General features: G+C 66.1%; 19 protein-coding genes. 13 read left to right on the top strand and 6 right to left on the bottom strand.

Going from position 1 to position 20,157, the window contains the following annotated elements:
- Window positions 1-27: 27 nt before the first annotated feature.
- On the bottom strand, window positions 28-1,458 hold the full coding sequence (locus tag E8E91_RS12875) for a coniferyl aldehyde dehydrogenase (RefSeq protein ID WP_280376075.1): 1,431 nt from the start codon (window positions 1,456-1,458) through the stop codon (window positions 28-30).
- 257 nt (window positions 1,459-1,715) lie between these two features.
- Here E8E91_RS12875 and E8E91_RS12870 point away from each other — a divergent pair, with 257 nt between their 5' ends.
- From E8E91_RS12870 to E8E91_RS12850, 5 genes are all read left to right on the top strand, one after another.
- Window positions 1,716-2,381: a TetR/AcrR family transcriptional regulator gene (locus E8E91_RS12870; protein WP_280376073.1), complete on the top strand. Its 666-nt coding sequence runs from the start codon at window positions 1,716-1,718 to the stop codon at window positions 2,379-2,381.
- 83 nt (window positions 2,382-2,464) lie between these two features.
- Window positions 2,465-3,859 carry a diguanylate cyclase gene (locus E8E91_RS12865; protein ID WP_280376072.1) on the top strand — a complete coding sequence of 465 codons (1,395 nt, stop codon included), beginning with the start codon at window positions 2,465-2,467 and terminating at the stop codon, window positions 3,857-3,859.
- 2 nt (window positions 3,860-3,861) lie between these two features.
- Window positions 3,862-5,190, top strand: a complete 1,329-nt coding sequence (locus E8E91_RS12860; protein ID WP_190833190.1) for a glycosyltransferase — start codon at window positions 3,862-3,864, stop codon at window positions 5,188-5,190.
- Between the two features lie 4 nt (window positions 5,191-5,194).
- Complete coding sequence (locus tag E8E91_RS12855; protein WP_280376071.1) at window positions 5,195-7,279, top strand: TolC family protein; 2,085 nt, start codon at window positions 5,195-5,197, stop codon at window positions 7,277-7,279.
- Between the two features lie 8 nt (window positions 7,280-7,287).
- Window positions 7,288-8,328, top strand: coding sequence for an HlyD family efflux transporter periplasmic adaptor subunit (locus tag E8E91_RS12850; RefSeq protein ID WP_280370732.1), 1,041 nt, complete (start codon window positions 7,288-7,290; stop codon window positions 8,326-8,328).
- A gap of 10 nt (window positions 8,329-8,338) precedes the next feature.
- Here E8E91_RS12850 and E8E91_RS12845 read toward each other — a convergent pair whose 3' ends face one another.
- Genes E8E91_RS12845 through E8E91_RS12830 form a run of 4 tightly spaced genes read right to left on the bottom strand, consistent with a single transcriptional unit; the run spans window position 8,339 to window position 12,826 of the window.
- A complete protein-coding gene (locus E8E91_RS12845; protein ID WP_280376070.1) occupies window positions 8,339-9,358 on the bottom strand; it encodes a hydrolase in 1,020 nt (339 codons plus the stop codon).
- Window positions 9,359-9,373: 15 nt separating this feature from the next.
- Complete coding sequence (gene rsmD, locus E8E91_RS12840; RefSeq protein ID WP_280376069.1) at window positions 9,374-9,991, bottom strand: 16S rRNA (guanine(966)-N(2))-methyltransferase RsmD; 618 nt, start codon at window positions 9,989-9,991, stop codon at window positions 9,374-9,376.
- Window positions 9,991-11,478, bottom strand: a complete 1,488-nt coding sequence (locus tag E8E91_RS12835; RefSeq protein ID WP_280376067.1) for a pitrilysin family protein — start codon at window positions 11,476-11,478, stop codon at window positions 9,991-9,993. The genes rsmD and E8E91_RS12835 overlap by 1 nt, the downstream gene beginning before the upstream one ends.
- Window positions 11,471-12,826, bottom strand: a complete 1,356-nt coding sequence (locus E8E91_RS12830) for a pitrilysin family protein (protein ID WP_280376066.1) — start codon at window positions 12,824-12,826, stop codon at window positions 11,471-11,473. Before E8E91_RS12830 ends, E8E91_RS12835 begins: the two co-directional genes overlap by 8 nt.
- 143 nt (window positions 12,827-12,969) lie before the next feature.
- Here E8E91_RS12830 and ftsY point away from each other — a divergent pair, with 143 nt between their 5' ends.
- The 5 genes from ftsY to E8E91_RS12805 all read left to right on the top strand — a co-directional run bounded on the left by ftsY (window position 12,970) and on the right by E8E91_RS12805 (window position 17,748).
- On the top strand, window positions 12,970-14,433 hold the full coding sequence (gene ftsY, locus E8E91_RS12825; RefSeq protein WP_280376065.1) for a signal recognition particle-docking protein FtsY: 1,464 nt from the start codon (window positions 12,970-12,972) through the stop codon (window positions 14,431-14,433).
- Window positions 14,430-15,098, top strand: a complete 669-nt coding sequence (gene ftsE / locus E8E91_RS12820; protein ID WP_069081568.1) for a cell division ATP-binding protein FtsE — start codon at window positions 14,430-14,432, stop codon at window positions 15,096-15,098. Before ftsY ends, ftsE begins: the two co-directional genes overlap by 4 nt.
- Window positions 15,098-16,117, top strand: coding sequence for a permease-like cell division protein FtsX (ftsX, locus tag E8E91_RS12815; protein WP_151131294.1), 1,020 nt, complete (start codon window positions 15,098-15,100; stop codon window positions 16,115-16,117). Before ftsE ends, ftsX begins: the two co-directional genes overlap by 1 nt.
- Before the next feature lie 113 nt (window positions 16,118-16,230).
- Complete coding sequence (gene rpoH / locus E8E91_RS12810) at window positions 16,231-17,085, top strand: RNA polymerase sigma factor RpoH (RefSeq protein WP_151131295.1); 855 nt, start codon at window positions 16,231-16,233, stop codon at window positions 17,083-17,085.
- 60 nt (window positions 17,086-17,145) lie between these two features.
- Complete coding sequence (locus E8E91_RS12805) at window positions 17,146-17,748, top strand: hypothetical protein (protein ID WP_280376064.1); 603 nt, start codon at window positions 17,146-17,148, stop codon at window positions 17,746-17,748.
- Window positions 17,749-17,778: 30 nt separating this feature from the next.
- Here the strand turns inward: E8E91_RS12805 and mtgA are convergent, their stop codons facing one another.
- On the bottom strand, window positions 17,779-18,471 hold the full coding sequence (gene mtgA / locus E8E91_RS12800; RefSeq protein ID WP_151131297.1) for a monofunctional biosynthetic peptidoglycan transglycosylase: 693 nt from the start codon (window positions 18,469-18,471) through the stop codon (window positions 17,779-17,781).
- 66 nt (window positions 18,472-18,537) lie between these two features.
- Between mtgA and E8E91_RS12795 the strand changes: the two genes are divergently transcribed.
- The 3 genes from E8E91_RS12795 to E8E91_RS12785 all read left to right on the top strand — a co-directional run bounded on the left by E8E91_RS12795 (window position 18,538) and on the right by E8E91_RS12785 (window position 20,107).
- Complete coding sequence (locus E8E91_RS12795) at window positions 18,538-18,915, top strand: DUF423 domain-containing protein (protein WP_280376063.1); 378 nt, start codon at window positions 18,538-18,540, stop codon at window positions 18,913-18,915.
- Window positions 18,916-19,022: 107 nt separating this feature from the next.
- Window positions 19,023-19,223 (top strand): sulfur carrier protein ThiS, encoded by a 201-nt coding sequence (gene thiS, locus E8E91_RS12790; RefSeq protein ID WP_280370754.1) that lies wholly within the window; start codon window positions 19,023-19,025, stop codon window positions 19,221-19,223.
- A gap of 89 nt (window positions 19,224-19,312) precedes the next feature.
- Entirely contained in the window at window positions 19,313-20,107 is a 795-nt protein-coding gene (locus E8E91_RS12785) for a thiazole synthase (protein ID WP_271471873.1), read from the top strand.
- Window positions 20,108-20,157: the final 50 nt, after the last annotated feature.

Genomic DNA, 20,157 nt, shown 5'->3' with positions numbered 1-20,157 from the left:
CTTGTTATCTGCCTGCGAAAGCCCGGTTCAGCGGACGAAGAGTTTGAAGACCAGCTTCTGGATGGCCTTGCCATAGGGCGGGTAGATCAGTTTCGCGGCATTGAAGCGCTGCTTGATGAACACGCCCTTGGCCTTGCTGAAGGTCAGGAAGCCTTCGTGGCCGTGGTAATGGCCCATGCCGGACGGGCCGATACCGCCGAAGGGCATGTCGTCCTGGGCGACGTGCAGCAGGGTGTCGTTCAGGCATACGCCGCCGGAATGGGTTTCGTTGAGGACGCGTTGCTGCTCGCCCCGGCCGTAGCCGAAATAGTAGAGCGCCAGCGGACGCGGGCGGTCGTTGATGTAGCTGAAGGCCTCGTCGATGTTGCGATAGGGAACCACCGGCAGCAGGGGACCGAAGATTTCGTCCTGCATCAGCTTCATGTCATCGGTGGCATTCAGCACCAGGGTGTGCGGCAGGCGGCGGCCCTGGGCTTCAGGGAACAGCGGCACCAGGCGTGCGCCCTTGGCTTCGGCGTCGGCCAGGTAGCCTTTCAGGCGGCCCAGCTGGCGCTCGTTGATGATGGCGGTGTAGTCGGGGTTGTCGGTCAGCTGCGGGTAGAAACCCTTCACGGCCTGGCGATACGCCTCGACGAAACCGTCGACGCGGTCTTCCGGCACCAGTACGTAGTCCGGGGCCACGCAGGTCTGGCCGGCGTTCATGGTCTTGCCGAAGGCGATGCGCTCGGCGGCGTCGGCCAGGGGTACGTCGGCGGAAACGATGGCTGGCGACTTGCCGCCCAGCTCCAGGGTCACCGGGGTCAGGTTCTCGGCGGCGGCGCGCATCACGTGCTTGCCGATGCTGGTGGCACCGGTGAACAGCAGGTGGTCGAAGGGCAGGCGGGAGAAGGCCACGCCCACCTCGGCTTCGCCCAGGGTTACGGCCACCAGGTCTTCGGGGAAGATCCGCGCCAGCAGGTCTTTCACCAGTTGCGAGGTGGCCGGGGTGGACTCGCTCATCTTGATCATCACCCGGTTGCCCGCGGCCAGGGCGCCCACCAGCGGGCCGATGGCCAGGAACAGCGGGTAGTTCCACGGCACGATCACACCGACCACGCCCAGCGGCTGGTACACCACCTTGGCCGAGGCCGGCTGGAAGGCCAGGCCGACGCTGCGGCGGGACGGCTTCATCCATTTCTTCAGGCGCTTGGCGGAATAGTGGATGCCGTGGAGGCTGGGCATGATCTCGGCGAGTCGGGTCTCGTCGGCAGAGCGATTGCTGAAGTCCTGGGAGATGGCCGCGATCAGCGCCTCCTGCTCAGTGAACAGCAGCTCGCGGAGGGACTTCAGCCACTGGATGCGCTGCTCGGCGCTGGGCATGGGGTTGGCGCGAAAGGCCTCGCGCTGGCGCTGGAAGAGGGTTTCCAGCTGGCTGATCTGCTGCTGGCTCTGTTGCAGGTAGGCGATGTCGGCGACCATGGCGCGGTTCCTCGGCGGCTCCGGGAGCGTCGTTCGAATCCGCCGAGCGGACGCGACGTGGCTCTGTTGTTTTGGTGTCGCTGGATTTTTAGAGCAATTGCTCTAATCTGTCAAATAGCTTGCTCGCCGGCTCGTTCGGCGGCAGCCCAACGAAATGCTGGACGGGGCGGCTGCCGGTAACACCGGGTGTTTCCCGAACGCCGCGCGGTGTACCTTTACCGCTCGCCGCGCCTACCGATTGCAGGAACCACCGCCCGATGGCACCAAGACCCAAGACCCGCGACCGCATCGTTCTGGAGAGCCTCGGGCTGTTCAACACCCAGGGCGAGCGCAATGTCACCACCAACCACATCGCCGCTCACCTGGGCATGTCACCGGGCAACCTCTATTACCACTTCCGCAACAAGCAGGAGATCATCGCCGAGCTGTTCGGCCTCTACGAGGCGCGGGTGGACAGCTTTCTGCGCCTGCCGGAAGGTCGCCCGGTGACGGTGGAGGACAAGACCTTCTATCTGGAGTCCCTGCTGGCGGCCATGTGGGACTTCCGCTTCCTGCATCGTGACCTGGAGCACCTGCTGGAATCCGATGTGGAACTCGCCGCGCGCTACCGGCTCTTCGCCCAGCGCTGCCTGGACCATGCCCAGGCCATTTATCGCGGCTTCGTCAGCGCCGGCATCCTGCTGATGAGCCCTGCCCAGGTCGAAGCCCTGACCCTCAACAGCTGGATCATCGTCACCTCCTGGGTGCGCTTCCTCTGCACCACCCGAGGCGATGCCGCCGACCTCAGCCAGGAACTGCTGCGCCGAGGCATCTACCAGGTGCTGGCGCTGGAAGGTGGTTACCTCGCGCCGGAAGCACAGCCAGCGGTCAAGGCGCTGTACGAGAAACTCTACGTGCCGCTGGAGCAGGTGGTACCGAGCTGATCGAGGAAACATTGACGCGTGTTAAGGCGAAGCGGCGCGTCTATAGTGAGAAGATTGAGCCAAGGAATGCTTGAGTTTTATCCATGTCCAGAACCACACCCAGGATTGCGTTACTTGGCGCTGGTCCGTATCGATTCCCCGGCATTGAGCTGGAACGCTACAACGATCTCGCGAGCCTGCAGGCCGATTCCGAAGCCGATGTGCTGTTGGTCGACCTACCGGGCGCACAGGCGGGCCCGGCCTTGCGGAGCCTGCGCCTCGATCCCCGCTATCGCTTCAGTCTGATCTACTGCTGCCAGGACCAGGATCCCTGGTGCATTGCCCTGGGTGACGGCCCGCCGCCGGCCGACCTGGGTGCGATCACGCCCCTTTGGCGCCTCTGGCGCGAGCGCCTTGGCCTTTTCAATCGCGGAACCGCCCCTGAACGCTTCGAAGAACGGGTGATGGCGTGGCTCTGGCTGCGCTCACGCGGTGAAGTCCTTGCAGTGCGTGATGCCGGCGTGCCCCAGCACTACCGCTATCCGCTGCTGGAAGCCCTCGGCAACGAAGAGACCATCAATCAATTCTCCTGGCTACAGCTGATGAGCCAGCAGGGCTGGCTGGAAGAGGGTGCACTGCAGGACAGGCTGCGCTTGTGCACCAGCTGTGGGTCGGGCCGCCTCAATTACGTGGATGTCTGCCCCGAGTGCCAGGCCCTGGACATCAGTCGCCAGCCTTCGCTGCATTGCTTCACCTGCGGGCACGTCGGCCCCCAGGAACACTTCCTCAAGGAAGGCGTGCTGCTCTGCCCGAACTGCCTGACCCGTCTTCGGCATATTGGCAGCGACTACGACCGCCCGCTGGAGAACTATCGCTGCCGCAACTGCCAGGCCTTCTTCGTTGATGCCGCCGTGGATGCGCGCTGCCTGGACTGCGGCCAATCCCACGCACCCGACAAGCTGCGTGTGCGCGAGGTACGCCACTTCCGCCTGGCCGAGGCCGGGCGCCTGAGGTGCCGGGAAGGCTTCGGCGCCGGGGCGACGAACATCGAGCGCTTCGGCAGCCTCAACTTGTTGCCACGCCAGGCCTTCCTCGAGTTGCTGAACTGGCAGTTGCAACTGACGCGACGGCACCGGGAGCCGGCCTTCTCTCTACTCGGTCTGCGTTTCGTCAACCTATTGGAAACCCTCTCCCAACTCGGCGAGATGCGCGGCCACGCGCTGGTGGACGGGCTGGTGGAGCGCCTGCAGGAAGCCGTGCGGGAAACCGATCGTTGTTGCCGGCTGAGCGAGGAGGTGCTCTGGCTGCTGATGCCGCACACCGATGCCATTGGCCTGGAGGTGGTGCGCAAGCGCCTGGTCAAGGGCGCGGAACGCCTGACCGCCGGACAGGCGACGCCCATCGAGGTGCGGTTGGCGGTGTTCACGGCTCCCGATGATCAGCAGGACCAGGAAGACGCGGCGCTGCTGCTGGCGCGTCTGGGCGGACAGTTGGGCTAAGCATGGAAGCTTTTGTCGAGCAGTGGCTGCTGCTCCTCGGCGAGTTCGCCAGGAGCGATGGCATTCTGCAGGGTGCCTTCATGTTGCTGCCGGCCTTCCTGCTGCTGGAGCTGCCGCTCAACCTGCTGGTGCTGATTGGCGTTCTGCGCTGGTTCGTCCGCAAGCCGTTCGAGTTGCCCCAGCAGAGCACCTATCGGCCGCGGGTGTCCTGCATCATCACCTGCTACAGCGAGGGTCGGGACGTCCAGACGACCCTGCGCAGCCTGTGTGAGCAGACCTACCCCGGCTACATCGAGATGATTCCGGTGGTGGACGGAGCGGCTGTGAACCAGCCCACCATGCAGGCCGTGCGGGATTTTCGCGTCGATCCGCAGCTCTATCCGCGACGCCTGTTGCGACCCATCGCCAAGTGGCAGCGCGGTGGCCGGGTCTCCTCCCTGAACGCGGGACTGGCGCACTGCACCGGCGAAGTGGTGATGGCCCTGGACGGCGACACCTCCTTCGACAACGACATGGTCAGCCAGATGGTCCGTCATTTCGCCGACCCGGACGTCCCGGCCGTGGCAGGAAGCCTGCGCGTGCGCAACGCCCGGGCTTCGCTCACCACCGCCATGCAGGCGCTGGAGTATCAGCTGTCGATCCACATGGCCAAGATCGGCCTCAGCGAATGGAACCTGGTGAATAACGTATCCGGCGCGTTCGGCGCGTTTCGCCGCAGTTTTCTCGACAAGATCGGCGGCTGGGACACCCACACCGCGGAAGACCTCGACATCACCCTGCGGATCAAGAACTACTTCGGCCGCAGGCCCCTGCGCATTCCTTTCGAGCCCGGCGCCATCGGCCATACCGACGCGCCCGTGACCTTCCTGCAGTTCCTCAAGCAGCGCCTGCGCTGGGACGGTGACCTGTACTTCCTCTACATTCGCAAGCACCGGCACAGCTTCAATCCGCGCCTGCTGGGCTGGCCGAATTTCCTGATGACCCTGATCACCGGCTTTTTCTTCCAGCTGGTACTGCCTTTCATCATCGCCGGCTACTGCCTGGCCGGGCCCCTGGTGCTGCCCTGGCCGCGCTTCCTGGCCCTGGCCGCCCTCATCTACCTGGTCTATCTGGGCATGACGCTGTTGCTCTATGTGGCCATGCTGGCCCTGGTGTCCGAGCGGCCGCGCATGGACCTGCGATTGTTCCCTGTGGTCTTCGTCTTCCCGCTGTTCATGCTGGTCATGCGCATGTGGAGCGCGGTGGCCATGCTCAACGAGGCCCTGCGTCGCGGCCATGAGGAAACCAGCATGGCGCCCTGGTGGGTGCTGCGCAGGGCCAAGAGGTTCTGAGTTCATGATTCGTCCATTTCTTTTCTGCGCACTGCTGCTGTCCGCCGGCATGGCCCGGGCCGACGTGCTGCCGTTGGCCCAGGTGCTGGACCGCGCCGAAGACGGGGCCGCGCTGCAGGCCAAGGCGGCCGAGCTGCGGGCGCTCGATGCACTCAAGGAACAGCGCGAAGCCGAGGCGGGCTGGCAGTGGTTCGGCTCTGGCAGTACCGGGCACTACCACGAACTGGTGACCGAAGACCTGCGTGACGACTATTACGGGCGTGACCTGGCCCTCGGCCTGCGCCACCCGCTGCTCGGCAGCCTGCGTCGACAAGTGCAGGCCGTATCGGCGGTGGAGCTTGAGCAGCAACGGCAGCAGGCGCAGCGCCTGTTGCGCCTGGCGGAGCAACGTCTGGCCTTACGCAGCGCCTACGCCGACTGGTGGCGCGCCGAGCAGGAAGAACGCTGGTGCAAGGGGCTGCTGCCCGCCTCCCAGACAGCTCGCGAACGCCTGACCCGGCGTCAACAGGGCGGCTGGCTGCTGCCTTCGCAGGCGCGGTTGCTGGACGGCCAATGGCAGGGTCTCCAGCAGCGTTGCCGGCAGAGCGCGCTCCTGGTGGAGGACACCCGCGCCAGCCTGGCCGGGTTGGCGGGTATGGAGATTGGCCCTGGTCAGCAGGCCGAAGCGGTATCGCTGTCAACGCAAGTGCTGCCGCTGTCCAATTGGCGTCAGGCCCTGGAGGGGCACCCGCGCCTGCAAGAGAGACAGGACGAACTGCGCCACGCCGAGCGGAATCGTCAATCGCCCTGGTACGAGAGCGTCGACTCAAGCTTCAGCGTTGCGCAGAGCTACGAGTCACGCAGCGGCGCCAGCAAGAGCGGCGACGGGCTGGTGGCTGCGCTCAGTCTGTCCGCGCCCTTCGACCTGATGAACTACGGCCGGGCCCGCAATCGCGAAGGTGAGGCGCGCCATCAAGCCGCCCTGGCGCAGCTGGAAGCCGAGCGCCAGCAACTGCTCCAGTCCCTTGGGCAGACCCTGCAGGCGCAACGCCAGGCAGCGCTGGACCTGGATCGAGAGCGCGAGCAGTTGGCCGTTTCAGACCAGGCCCTGCGGGAGCAGCGGCTGCGCGCCGAGCGCTCGGTTTCCGAGAGCCCGGCCGAGGAACTGGCTGTGGAACTTGAACGCTACAACAGCGGATTGCGCCTGATTGCCGCCTGGCACGCTGCCTGGCTGCGTGAAGCGGCCCTGCGCCTGTTCGTCGACGATGACCAGGCCCTGGCTGGCCTGCTGGGGCCGCAGCGTCTCGACTGGACCGCCCTGGGGGTGGTCGGGGCGGCGCCGATGGGCGTCGGCCCGACCGGCTGGAGCCAGGGCGTTTACCTGTGGAAAAGCGGGGCATTGCTGAATCCCGCGACTCGTCACGCGGAACTGCGCGAACTGCGCCGCGCCGGCATGACGCGGCTGTACCTGGGGCTCGATGGTGGGCAGGTGGCCGACATCCCGGCCCTGCGCAAGCAACTGCAGGACACCCTTGATGACGCCCACGCCCAAGGCTTGCAGGTGGCCTTGCTGCTGGGGGACCCGGCCTGGCTGGAGCCCGCAGGGCGCCAGCGCTTGCTGGATCTGCTCGGCAAGCTCAAGGGGCTGCCGTTCGATGCCCTGCACCTGGATCTTGAGGTGGAGCAACTCGGCTGGCCGGTGCCCGACCGCCGCTTGCAGGACTGGCTGGACACCCTGGGCGCCGTGTCCGCGGTCGTGTCCTGGCCGCTGGAGCTATCCAGCCATCCCCGCTGGTTCGCCGAGCCAGTCGCCGATGCGACCTGCGTGCCCTGCGCCCTGCCAAAGCGCGGCGTGCGGCAGGTCGACCTGATGATCTACACCCGCAATCCCGCCCGAAGCGCCGAACTGGCGGAATCCATCGCCCGGCGCTGGCCGGCGCTGCGCTTCCGTCTGGCCCAGAGTGTCGAGACCCAGCTGCCGGCTGAGGAATCCTGGGCCGGGACATCGCGCACGCAGTTGCGGGAACAGCTCGAGCGTTGGCGCACGCGCCTGCAGAGCGCCGGTATCACCGGCGTCGACTGGCAGGATTGGACCCATTTTCCCCGTTGAGTCAGGCCATGAAGATTCGATTCTCAAGCCCCAAGGAACAGCAGCCCACCCAGGATCAGGGGCTCAAGGTGCTCTACGCGCCCGGCAAGCGCCTGGCCTTCAAGCTGCGCTGGTACCTGATCCTGCTCGCGGTCACCAGTCCGCTGTTGTTCCTGGTCGGGCGCGAGTTCCTTGGCCTCTGGCTGATCGAGGCGCCGGTGCAGCTGCACCTGCCGTCCACCGAGCTGCGGGCGCGGGAGGCTGGACAGGTGGAGCGCGTGCTGGCCAGGCCTGGCGACCGGGTCGAGGCCGGCCAGTTGCTGGTGAAGATGGATAACCCCGAGTGGCGTGCTCGCCTTGCCCTGCTCGGTGACCCCGCCGCCCAGGCGCGGCGGCCTGCCGGAAACCGGCCCCTGCCGGAGCAGGAACGCCAGGCTCTGGAGCGTCTGCTGGCCAGCGCGGAGAGTCGTCTTGGGCGCCTGCGCGGGCTGCTCGCCGCCGGTGCCGCGACCCGCGGTGAGGTGCAGCAGGCCCAGGACGAGCGGGACAGACGCCAGCGTGACCTGGTGCAATTCGAGCGGCGAGAGTCGCAACCGGTGGACGACACTCTGGAGCGTCAACGCCGACTGGAAAGCGACTGGCTGCAAGCACGTTTGCATGGGCTGGAGCTGAAGGCCGGCGAGTCCGGGGTGATCAGCGAGGTGCTGGTGGATGAGGGCGAAAACGTCGGCCCCGGGACGCCGCTGATGCGCCTGCAGCGTCTGGGTGACGCCGAACTGTGGGTCTATCTCGACCCGCGGGATGCCGCCTATGCCTCTCCAGGCCAGCCCTTCCGGCTGCGCCTGCCGGACGGCACCTGGCTGCCTGCCGAGGTGGTGCGCATGGTGGAGGACGCCGCTCCTGTGCCGGTGGAGCTGCGCGAGGCATTCAGCGCCCCGAGCCGCAACCTGCGCTTGCTGGCGCGGGTAAAAGGGGAGTGGCCGGCGTTCTGGCGTGTGGACCGCCTGGGTCTGAAGGCGCGCTTCCCCCATCGCTGGCGCTGGCTCGACAGCTGGGCCAGCGATAGCTGAGCCCCAGCGTTCAGCGCACTGGCGTCTGACTCGTTAGCCAGTCCGGAATCCGCCGTTCCAGGTAATACGCGGGTTTGCGCGGTGATCCTTCGACAAAGCCCACATGACCGCCTCGGGGGTGCAGTTCCATGCGGGTGGTGGCCGAGAGCTCGTGGGCTTCCGGCAGGCTGTGGCGGAACACGAAGGGGTCGTCGGCTGACTGGATCAGCAGGGTCGGGATGCGGATGCCGCCCAGGTAGTAGCGGCTGGAGGCACGGCGGTAGTAGTCGTGGGCGTCGTCGAAGCCGTGCAATGGCGCGGTGATGCGACCGTCGAAGTCCCAGAAGGTATGCATGCCTTCCAGCGAACCGAGGCGTTCCAGGGTGGAGAGGTGCTCCGTCTGACCGTGGTGAGCGAACAGGCGCTGCTTCTGCTTCACGTAGGCCACCATTTCGCGCATGAAGTGCGCCTGGTAGACCTTGGAAAAGCCGAGGGCGATGCGGTCGGCGCACTGGTCCAGGCGATAGGGCACCGAGACCGCCACAGCGCCCTGCAGGCCACAGTCTTCCCCGGTTTCCCCCAGGTGCTTGAGCAGCACATTGCCGCCCAGCGAGTAGCCCACTGCGTAGAGCGGTGCCAGCGGACGGCTGGCGCGCAGGTGGCGGATGGTGGCTGCCAGGTCTTCGCTGACGCCCGAGTGGTAGCCCCGCGGCAGCAAGTTGGGTTCGCCCGAACAGCCGCGCCAGTTGATGGCCACGCTGGCCCAGCCGCGAGTGGCCAGTTCCTGCTGCAGGCCGAGGACATAGAGCGAGGTGGAAGAACCGGTCAGGCCATGCAGAACCAGCGTCAGAGGTGCGTCGGCCTCGTGTGGGCCATGCCAGTCCAGGTCGAGGAAGTCGCCGTCCTCCAGCCATAGCCGCTCACGCTGCCGATGGAGTGGCGGCGGCGTGCGGCAGAAGGGCGACCAGAGGGTCTGCAGGTGTGGGCCGGGTAACCACCAGGCCGGCTGGAAGCTGGTGTGGGTGGTTACCGGCGAGTGGAACGAGTTCATCGGCGTGGCCGTCGGTCAGGCTGCGGGGGTGTCCCCGACTGCACGCTGCCACAGGGCGTAGTAGACCTGACCGGCTTTCTTCTCGCGGTGCAGGCGCCAGTTGCCCGGCAGGCCCAGCGTGGAGGGCGGGTTCTCGCTTTCTGTATAGACCCAGGCGCGGGGTGCAAGCCAGCCGCGGTTTTCCAACAGGTTGCAAACGGGTTGCAGCAGGCCCTGATTGAAGGGCGGGTCGAGGAACACAAGGTCGAAGGCGCTGGGCGGCTGGGTGTCCAGATAACGCAGGGCGTCGGTCTGCAACAACTGGCCCTTGCCGCAGCGCAGGACGTCCAGATGGCCGCGCAGGGCGGCTACGGAGTCAGGGTTCAGATCCAGTGCCAGGCCTGCGGCGGCGCCGCGGGACAAGGCCTCCAGATAGAGCGCGCCGCTGCCGGCGAAGGGATCGAGTACCCGCGCGCCTTCCACGTACGGCGCCAGCCAGTTGAACAGCGTTTCACGCACGCGGTCCGGCGTGGGGCGCAGGCCGGGACCGTCGGGGAAGGCGAAGCGCCGCGAGCGCCATTCGCCCCCGATGATGCGTAGCTGGCCCTGGCCACCGTGATTCGGCTTGGCGGGTTTTGCGTTTGGCTTGCGCATCAGTGCTCCGGTACGCCGCTGGGCATTTCGGCGGGCTTGTCGGTGGGGGGCGGCAGCTCCTTCTGGGTGACCGTCGGGCCGGCGGTGACGATGACGAACTGGTCGGGGGCCAGGTGTTTGGCCATGGCGGCTTTCACCTGGGGCACGTCCAGCGCCTGGACCTTGGCCATGAAGTCTTCCAGGTAGGTCAGCGGCAGGTCGTAGAAGCCGATGGCGCCCAGCTGGCCGACGATGTCGGCGTTGCTCGCGGTGGACAGCGGGAAGCTGCCGGCCAGCTCACGCTTGGCATCGTCCAGTTCCTTCTGGGTGGGGCCTTCGGCCAGGTACTGACGGACGATGTCCTGAATCAGCTTGAGCGTGCCCTGGCTCATTTCCGCGCGGGTCTGCAGACCGATCATGAACGGGCCGCGCACCTGCATGGCGGTGAAGCCCGAGCTGACGCCATAGGTCAGGCCGCGCTTCTCGCGCACTTCTTCCATCAGCCGGGTGCCGAAGCCACCACCGCCGAGAATCTGGTTGCCCAGATAGAGCGCGGCGTAGTCCGGATCGTTCCGGTCGATGCCGAGCTGGGCCAGCATCAGGTGGGTCTGCTTGGACGGGAACTCAATATGGTTGAGACCGGGTTTCGGTGCTTGCGGTTCAGGCAGTTTGGCCAGCGCCGGCCCCTTGGGCAGGGCTTTGGAAACCTGGTTGGCGATGGCTTCGGCGTCGGCGCGGGACAGGTCGCCGACCAGGGCGATCACCACGTTGCCGGCGGCATAGGCCTTCTGGTGGAAGGCTCGCATCTGGGCGACGGTGATGCCGGGGACGGATTTCTCGTCGCCTTCGCTCGGGTGGGCATAGGGATGCTGGCCGTAGAGTTTGTCGAAGAGCTCCAGGCCAGCGAGTTTGCCGGGGTTCTGCTTCTGGTACTCGAAGCCGGCGAGCATCTGGTTCTTGATCCGCGCCAGGGAGTCTTCGGGGAAGGTCGGTGCGCCGATCACCTGGGTGAACAGGTCCAGGGCCGGCTGGCGCTGCTCGGGGGCGGTGAGGCTGCGCAGGCTGGCGACGGCCATGTCGCGGTAGGCGCCGTTGCCGAATTCCGCGCCCAGGCCCTCGAAGCCTTCGGCGATGGCGGTGACGTCCTTGCCAGCCACGCCTTCGTTGAGCATGGCGTTGGTCATGGTCGCCAGGCCAGGGATATCGCCGTCCTGGCTGCTGCCGGCGGCGAAGGTCAGGCGCAGGTCGAACATCGGCAGCTCGGGAGCGGCGACGAACAGTACCTTGGCGCCTTCGGCGGTCTTCCAGCTCTGGATGTCCAGCGTGCGACGGCTGGGTGCCTTGCCGCCCAGTTCCGCCAGGGATTGAAGTCCCTGGGCCGGCGCGGGGGTGGCGGTTTCAGCGGTTGCGGTGGTCGCCGGGCGATTGACGATGAAGGCCAGCACGCCGAGCAGGGCGATCAGGGCCAGGCCGAGCAGGCCAAAACGCAGGCCGTTGCGCTCACTCATTGCGGGCCTCCTCGGGCAGGATGTGGGCGACGCTCAGGCGGTCGCGGGTGAAGAAGGTCTTGGCGGCGGCCTGGATATCGGCAGGCGTCACGGCTTCGAGGGCCGCGAGGTCCTGGTCCATCAGTTTCCAGGACAGGCCGACGGTTTCCAGCTGGCCGATGGTGGTGGCCTGGCTGGTGATGGAGTCGCGCTGGTAGACGAGGTCGGCAATGGCCTGGGCGCGTACGCGCTTGAGTTCATCGGCGCTCGGTGGAGTGTTCTTCAGGTCTTCCAGCTGGCGCCAGATGCCGGCCTCGGTCTGCTCCAGGGTCTTGCCCTTCTGCACGTTGGGGGTGGCGCTGATCACGAACAGGCTGTCGCCGCGGGGGAAACCGTCGTACCAGGCGGAGGCGCCGCTGACGAGCTCCTCGCCTCGCTCCAGTCGGCTGGACAGGCGTGCGCTGTAGCCGCCGTCGAGCAGGGTGGAAATCAGGCGCAGGGCGTGGACCTGGCGCGCGTCCTTGGCGGTAGCAAGCCCCGGCACGTTGAAGCCCATCAGCAGGCTCGGCAGCTGGGTGCGCACGTGCAGGGTGAGGCGACGCTCGCCTGGGGTGGCCAGTTCGAGGGGCTTCTTCGCAGGCGGCACTTCACGCTTCGGAATGCCAGCGAAATAGCGCTCGGCCAGACCCTTGACCTCGTCCGGGGTGACGTCGCCCACCACCACCAGGGTGGCGTTGTTCGGCACGTACCAGGATTCGTACCAGTGGCGCAGCTCCTCGACCTTCATGCGATTGAGGTCGGCCATCCAGCCGATGGTGGGGATGTGATAGCCGCTGGCTGGGTAGGCCATCGCCTTGAAGCGCTCGAACGCCTTGGCGGTGGGCTTGTCGTCGGTACGCAGGCGGCGTTCCTCCTTGATCACCTCGATCTCGCGGGAGAACTCTTCCGGCGGCAACTTGAGGCTGGCGAGGCGGTCGGCTTCCAGTTCGAAGGCCACGCCCAGGCGGTCGCGGGCCAGCACCTGGTAATAGGCGGTGTAGTCGTCGCTGGTGAAGGCGTTCTCTTCGGCGCCGAGCTCCCGCAGGATGCGCGAGGCTTCGCCGGGGCCGAGCTTGCGGCTGCCCTTGAACATCATATGTTCGAGGGCGTGGGAGAGACCGGTCTGGCCGGAGGTCTCGTAGCTCGAGCCGACCTTGTACCAGAGTTGGGAGACCACCACGGGCGCGCGGTGGTCCTCACGGACCACGACCTTGAGGCCGTTGTCCAGGGTGAACTCGTGGGTGGGTTGGTTGTCTGCAGCGAGGGCCAGAGTGGGCAGACAGAGAGCGCAAAACAGCAAGCCGGCGGCTTGTCGGGCAGTGGCTTTCATCAATGTTCTTGACCTGTCGGACGGCCCCGGCGGTCGTACCGCCTGCGGGCGAAGAGGTGCTAGGATACCCCATCCTTTCCCGGGGCGGCGAAGCTGGCCGGCATAGAGCCAGCACGGCCGCTCCCTTGAGATGCATTCGACTCATGTTTGGTTCCAACGACGACAAGAAGGCTCCGGCCCAGGCCGGGGAAAAGAAATCCTTGTTCGGCTGGCTGCGCAAGAAGCCCCAGGAAGCCACTCCCGCCGCTCCGGCGGAGACGGTGGCCCCTGTCGAGGCTGATGCCCCGGCCGCACCTGCGCCCGCTCCCGAATCCGTTCCGGCTGCCCAGCCTGTAGCCGCGCCAGTGGCCGAGCAGGCTCCGGCGCCCGAGGTTGCTCCTGCGCCGGTCGAAACGCCCGCTCCCGCTCCTGTTCCTGCTCTGGTTGTGGCAGAGGCTCCGGCACCCGCGCCAGTCATTGCTGAGGCGCCGGTTGTCGCCGAGCTTGTTGCACCCGCACCCGCACCCGCACCCGCACCCGCACCCGCACCCGCACCCGCACCCGCACCCGCACCTGTCGCCGAGCAGCCTGCTCCGGTGGCCGCCCCCGTTCCGGTTGTCGCACCTGTCGCCGCACCTGTCGCCGAACCCGCATCCGAGCCCACACCGGCTCCCGTTGCCCAGGCGGAACCGGCCAAGGCCGGTTTCTTTGCGCGCCTCAAGCAGGGTTTGTCCAAGACCAGCGCCAGCATTGGCGAAGGCATGGCCAGTCTGTTCCTTGGGCGCAAGGCCATCGACGACGACCTGCTGGATGAAATCGAAACCCGCCTGCTGACCGCCGATGTCGGCGTGGAAGCCACCAGCGCCATCGTCCAGAGCCTGACCCAGAAGGTCGCACGCAAGCAGCTCGCCGACGCCGATGCCCTGTACAAGGCCCTGCAGGATGAACTGGCCGCGCTGCTGCGTCCGGTCGAGCAGCCGCTGAAGATCGACAACGGCCACGCGCCCTACGTGATCCTCGTGGTCGGCGTGAACGGCGTCGGCAAGACCACCACCATCGGCAAGCTGGCCAAGAAGCTGCAGCAGGATGGCAAGAAGGTCATGCTCGCCGCCGGCGACACCTTCCGTGCAGCCGCCGTGGAGCAGCTGCAGATCTGGGGCGAGCGCAACAACATCGCCGTGATCGCGCAGCACACCGGCGCCGACTCCGCTTCCGTGATCTTCGATGCCGTGCAGGCCGCCAAGGCCCGTGGCGTCGACGTGCTGATCGCGGACACCGCCGGTCGCCTGCACACCAAGGACAACCTGATGGAAGAGCTGAAGAAGGTGCGCCGCGTGATCGGCAAGCTGGACGAGACCGCTCCCCACGAAGTGCTGCTGGTGCTGGACGCCGGCACCGGCCAGAACGCCATCAACCAGGCCAAGCAGTTCCACCAGGCGGTCAACCTGTCCGGCCTGGCGCTGACCAAACTGGACGGCACCGCCAAGGGCGGGGTGATCTTCGCCCTGGCCAAGCAGTTCAGCCTGCCGATCCGCTACATCGGTGTGGGTGAAGGCATCGACGATTTGCGTACCTTCGAAGCCGACGCCTTCGTGAAGGCCCTCTTCGCTGAGCGGGAGTCCGCATGATTCGATTCGAGCAGGTCGGCAAGCGCTATCCAAACGGCCATGTCGGCCTGCACGAACTGAGCTTCCGCGTACGTCGCGGCGAGTTCCTCTTCGTCACCGGCCATTCCGGTGCCGGCAAGAGCACCCTGTTGCGCCTGCTGCTGGCGATGGAGCGTCCCACCACCGGCAAGCTGCTGCTGGCCGGGCAGGACCTCTCGACCATCACCAATTCGCAGATCCCTTTCCTGCGTCGCCAGATCGGCGTCGTGTTCCAGAATCACCAGCTGTTGTTCGACCGCAGCGTGTTTGACAACGTCGCCTTGCCGCTGCAGATCCATGGCCTGTCCAAGGCGGAGATCGCCAAGCGCGTGAGCGTGGCGCTGGAGCGGGTTTCCCTGGCGGACAAGGCCGAGCTCTACCCGGCCGACCTGTCCACCGGCCAACAGCAGCGCGTCGGCATCGCCCGCGCCGTGGTTCATCGCCCGGCCCTGCTGCTGGCGGACGAACCCACCGGTAACCTGGACCCGCGCCTGGCCGCCGAGATCATGGGCGTATTCGAGGACATCAATCGCTTGGGCACCACAGTGCTGATCGCCAGCCACGACCTGGCGCTGATCGCGCGCATGCGCCATCGCCTGCTCACCCTGCAACGCGGTCGCCTGATCGGTGATGGGGAGGCTGTCTGATGAGCGCCAAGCAGATGCCGCCGCCAAAACCCGCCGAGCGTGTGGGGGCTTCGCCCCGCCACGTCGAGTCGCCGGAGAAGGGTGACGACGGCCCGGATTTCCGCACCCTGCTGCACGCCTGGCTGGAAAGCCATCGCGCCAGTCTGGTGGACAGCCTGCGCCGCCTGGGCCGCCAGCCCGTTGGCAGCTTCTTCACCTGCCTGGTGATGGCCATCGCCCTCAGCTTGCCGATGGGCCTGTCCTTGCTGCTCAGCAACGTCGAGCGCCTGGGCGGTTCCTGGCAGCGCGCGGCACAGATTTCCCTGTTCATGAAGATGGACGCCAGCGAATCCCAGGGGCAGAAACTGCGCGACGAGATCGCCGGCATGCCCGACGTCGCCGAGGCAGAGTGGATCAGCCGCGAGCAGGCCCTGGCCGAACTGCAACAGCAGTCAGGCCTTGGGGAAGCGCTCAAGGAACTGCCGCAGAACCCGCTGCCGGGCGTGGTCCTGGTAACGCCCAAGGAAGTCGACAAGGCGGGACTGGAAGCGCTGCGCCAGCGTCTGTCGGAAATGCCGGGTATCGAGCAGGCGCAACTGGACCTGGTCTGGGTCGAGCGCCTGTCCGCCATCCTCAAGCTGGGCGAGCGTTTCGTCTTCGGCCTGGCGGTGCTGCTGATCCTGGCGCTGCTGCTGGTGATCGGTAATACTATTCGTCTGCATATCGAGAACCGCCGCACCGAGATCGAAGTAATCAAGCTGGTGGGCGGTACCGATAGCTACGTGCGCCGTCCTTTCCTTTATATGGGCGCACTCTATGGCACCGGCGCCGGCCTTCTGGCCTGGCTGGTGCTGGCCTACGGCCTGGACTGGCTGAACGACGCCGTGGTGCGTCTGGCCGGCCTCTACGGCAGTGATTTCGCCCTGGCGGGCGTGCCATTAGCCGATGGTCTATCCCTGCTTCTGGGCGCCGTCCTGCTGGGCTACATTGGCGCCTGGCTGGCCGTCGCCCGTCATCTCAGTGAGCTGGCGCCGCGTTAGAACCCATCGGTTTTCGCGGGTGTTGCGAGGGGTGTAAGGAAACTTTTACACCCCCTTGCAGTCATATAGGCCAGTGCTACACTGCGCGAGCTTTAGTGAATCGGAGGATTCGCATGACCACTTCCCTGCAACCTGTCTATGCCCTGGCCCCCGGTGCGAACCTGGAGGCATACGTGCATGCGGTCAACGGCATCCCGCTGTTGTCCGTCGAGCAGGAGCGCGATCTGGCCGAACGCCTCTTCTACGAACAAGATCTGGAAGCGGCACGGCAAATGGTATTGGCGCACCTGCGCTTCGTCGTGCACATCGCCAAGAGTTATTCCGGCTACGGTCTGGCCCAGGCCGACCTGATCCAGGAAGGCAACGTCGGCCTGATGAAGGCCGTCAAGCGCTTCAACCCCGAGATGGGCGTGCGCCTGGTGTCTTTCGCGGTGCACTGGATCAAGGCCGAGATCCATGAGTTCATCCTGCGCAACTGGCGCATCGTCAAGGTCGCCACCACCAAGGCGCAGCGCAAGCTGTTCTTCAATCTGCGCAGCCAGAAGAAGCGTCTGACCTGGCTGAACAATGATGAAGTCCACGCCGTGGCCAACACCCTCGGTGTCGAGCCCCACGAAGTGCGCGAAATGGAAAGCCGGCTGACCGGCCAGGACATGGCGTTCGATCCGGCGGCGGATGCCGACGACGATACCGCCTTCCAGGCACCGGCTCATTACTTGGAAGACCACCGCTACGACCCGGCGCGCCAGCTGGAGGAAGCGGACTGGAGCGACAGCTCCACCGCCAACCTGCACGAAGCGCTGGACGGCCTGGACGAGCGTAGTCGCGACATCCTCTACCAGCGTTGGCTGGCCGAGGAGAAGGCGACGCTGCACGACCTGGCGGCCAAGTACAACGTCTCCGCCGAGCGTATTCGCCAGTTGGAGAAGAACGCCATGAACAAGCTCAAGGGCTTCATTCAGGCGTGATGCTGAAACCCGGAAAAGCCGCACCTCGGTGCGGCTTTTTTCTGTCTGGAGAAAACCACCATGCCCTTGCCGCAACTGCGTTCCAGCCACTGGTTGCTGTTCGCCGCGGTCGCCGTGCTGTTCTTTTCCCTGGCGCTGTGGATGAGCCGGCAGTCCGATAGAGCCGAGCCGCTGCCCTGGCTGGTGGATTGGCAGGAGTCGGTGATCGTGCCGCTGGCCGAAGGCGACCTGCTAATGGAGAAGCTGGCCGAGCTGGCACCCGGCGAGCTCTGGCTGCAACCGCGTCAGGAAGGCCCGCGCCTGATCTTCCGCTCCGAGCAGCAGCGGGATGAGGGTGCCTGGCGCCTCGAGGCAGAGCTTGAACTCAGCGACAGCGAGCGCACCAGCCTGGCCAAGGTGCTCGGCAAGGGCACCGACGAGCAGCCCCTGAGCGGCGACATGCTGGAGCAGCTGGGTGGACACCGGGTTGGAGTGCTGAACATGGTGCCCATGGTCGAGGTGTCCGCTGCGCGTCTCGCCGCCAGCATCGGCCCGCCCCGGCTGCGGTTACGCACGGGTGAGGGCGAGGCGTGGATCTATCCCCAGCAGGGGCTCAGCGCGCACCTGCTGGAAGGCAAGATTCAGCTGCTGCATCTCGTGCCGCGCGAGGCGATGAAGCACTGAACGGCGGAGGGTAAGGCCGCGGCCCCAAGGTCAGAGCTGCTGCAGGTAGCTGCTGCCGCCCAGCTGGTTCATCTGTCGACGAATCCAGCCGGCGCGCGTAGCGACGTAACCGCTGGGACGCGAAGGGCTCCATTTGCGCGGGTTGGGCAGCACCGCCGCCAGCAGGGCTGCCTGCTGACGTGACAGTCGCGCGGCCGGCACGCCGAAGTGTTGGCGTGCTGCGGCGTCGGCACCGAATACGCCATTGCCCCACTCGACGCTGTTCAGGTAGACCTCAAGGATGCGGTGCTTGGGCCAGAACAGCTCGATCAGGCCGGTGAACCAGACTTCCAGCCCCTTGCGGACCCAGTTGCGGCCGGACCAGAGGAACAGGTTCTTCGCCACCTGCTGGCTCAGGGTACTGGCGCCACGGATCGAACCGCCGCGCTCGTTGTGCGCCATGGCCTTGCGGATCGCGGGGATGTCGAAGCCCCAGTGTTCGGCAAACTTCTGGTCTTCGGCGGCGATCACCGCGATCTTCAGGTCATCCGGCAGCTCATCCCAGGACACCCAGTCGCGCTTGATGTCGATGGGCTTGCCGTCGATCCATGACTCGATCTTGCGTTCCACCATGACCATCGAGCCCGGCGTCGGCACCCAGCGGAACAGGATCACCAGCAATACGGACGCCGCCGCGAACCAGAGCAGCAGTTTGAACAGGCGGCGGCGTATGGTGCGGAACATGCTGGGTTGGCCCGGGGAAATTTGCGCGCCATTATAGCGGCCGTCCGTCTTCTGTCTGGAGTCCCCATGGCGCGCCTTTTCCTGATGTTGTCCGCATTCGCCGGTTTCACCGGGGTGGCCCTTGGCGCCTTCGCCGCCCACGGCCTGAAGAGCAAGCTGTCGCCCGAGTACCTGGCCGTGTTCCAGACCGGTACTCACTACCAGCTCATCCATGCCCTGGCCCTGTTCGGCGTGGCCCTGTTGGCGCTCCACATTCCCGGGAGGTTGGTGAACCTGGCGGGCGGTTTCTTCGTCCTCGGTATCTTACTGTTCTCCGGGAGTCTCTACCTGCTGACCCTCAGCGGCATCGGCAAGCTCGGCATCATCACTCCCTTCGGCGGTCTGGCGTTCCTCGCAGGCTGGCTGTGCCTGGGGCTGGCCGCCTGGAATACCGTTCCGCGCTAACTTGACCGTGGCGTCAAATTGCGGGACGAATGGCGCCCTTTTACCTTGGTGCCGCGAGGCGATCGGGCTAGAATGCCGTCCCCTTTTCCAGTTGTGACTGATCCGTCATGCGCATTCAGTTGAACGGCGAATCCTTAGAGCTTCCCGATGGCCACACCGTCGCGGACCTCCTTTCCCGCCTGGACCTGGCCGGCCGCCGCGTCGCGGTCGAGCTCAATCTCGATATCGTGCCGCGCAGCCAGCACGCCGCCACCGCCCTGCGCGAAGGCGACCGCGTCGAGGTGGTCCACGCCATAGGCGGCGGCTAGTAGCGCGGGTTTCGAACCTGCCCAGTCGTCCCTTCCGCAGCACCTGTTCCGCGTATCAAGCAATTTCCTCTGCCTGCCAGGAGTCCAGCATGAGCCAAACGCCGATCGACAAGCCCTTCACCCTCGCGGGCCGCACCTATCAGTCGCGTCTGTTGGTGGGCACTGGCAAGTACAAGGACCTCGAAGAAACCCGCGTCGCCATCGAGGCTTCCGGCGCCGAGATCGTCACCGTTGCCGTGCGCCGCACCAACATCGGCCAGAACCCGGGTGAGCCGAACCTGCTGGACGTGATCTCCCCGGACAAGTACACCATCCTGCCGAACACCGCCGGCTGCTATAACGCCGAAGAGGCCGTACGCACCTGCCGCTTGGCCCGCGAGCTGCTGGATGGCCACAACCTGGTCAAGCTGGAAGTGCTGGCTGACCAGAAGACCCTCTTCCCCAACGTCGTCGAAACCATCAAGGCCGCCGAACAACTGGTCAAGGACGGTTTCGACGTGATGGTCTACACCAGCGACGACCCCATCATCGCCCGCCAACTGGCCGAAATCGGCTGCATCGCCGTGATGCCCCTGGCCGGTCTGATCGGCTCGGGCATGGGCATCTGCAACCCCTGGAACCTGCGCATCATCCTTGAAGAAGCCAAGGTTCCGGTGCTGGTGGATGCCGGTGTGGGCACCGCCTCCGACGCCACCATCGCCATGGAGCTGGGCTGCGAGGCCGTGTTGATGAACACCGCCATCGCCCACGCGCAGAACCCGGTGATGATGGCCGAGGCCATGAAACACGCCATCGTCGCCGGCCGCCTCGCCTACCTGGCCGGGCGTATGCCGCGCAAGCTCTACGCCAGCGCATCTTCACCGCTGGATGGTCTGATCCGCTGAGAACCCACGAACAGCTGCGCGTCGGCCCTGCGGCGTTAAAAACAGGCTCG

The organism is Pseudomonas sp. BN515, from assembly GCF_029873155.1.
In the GTDB taxonomy this organism is placed as follows: Bacteria; Pseudomonadota; Gammaproteobacteria; order Pseudomonadales; family Pseudomonadaceae; genus Metapseudomonas.
This window is presented reverse-complemented; position numbering and strand designations above follow the sequence as displayed.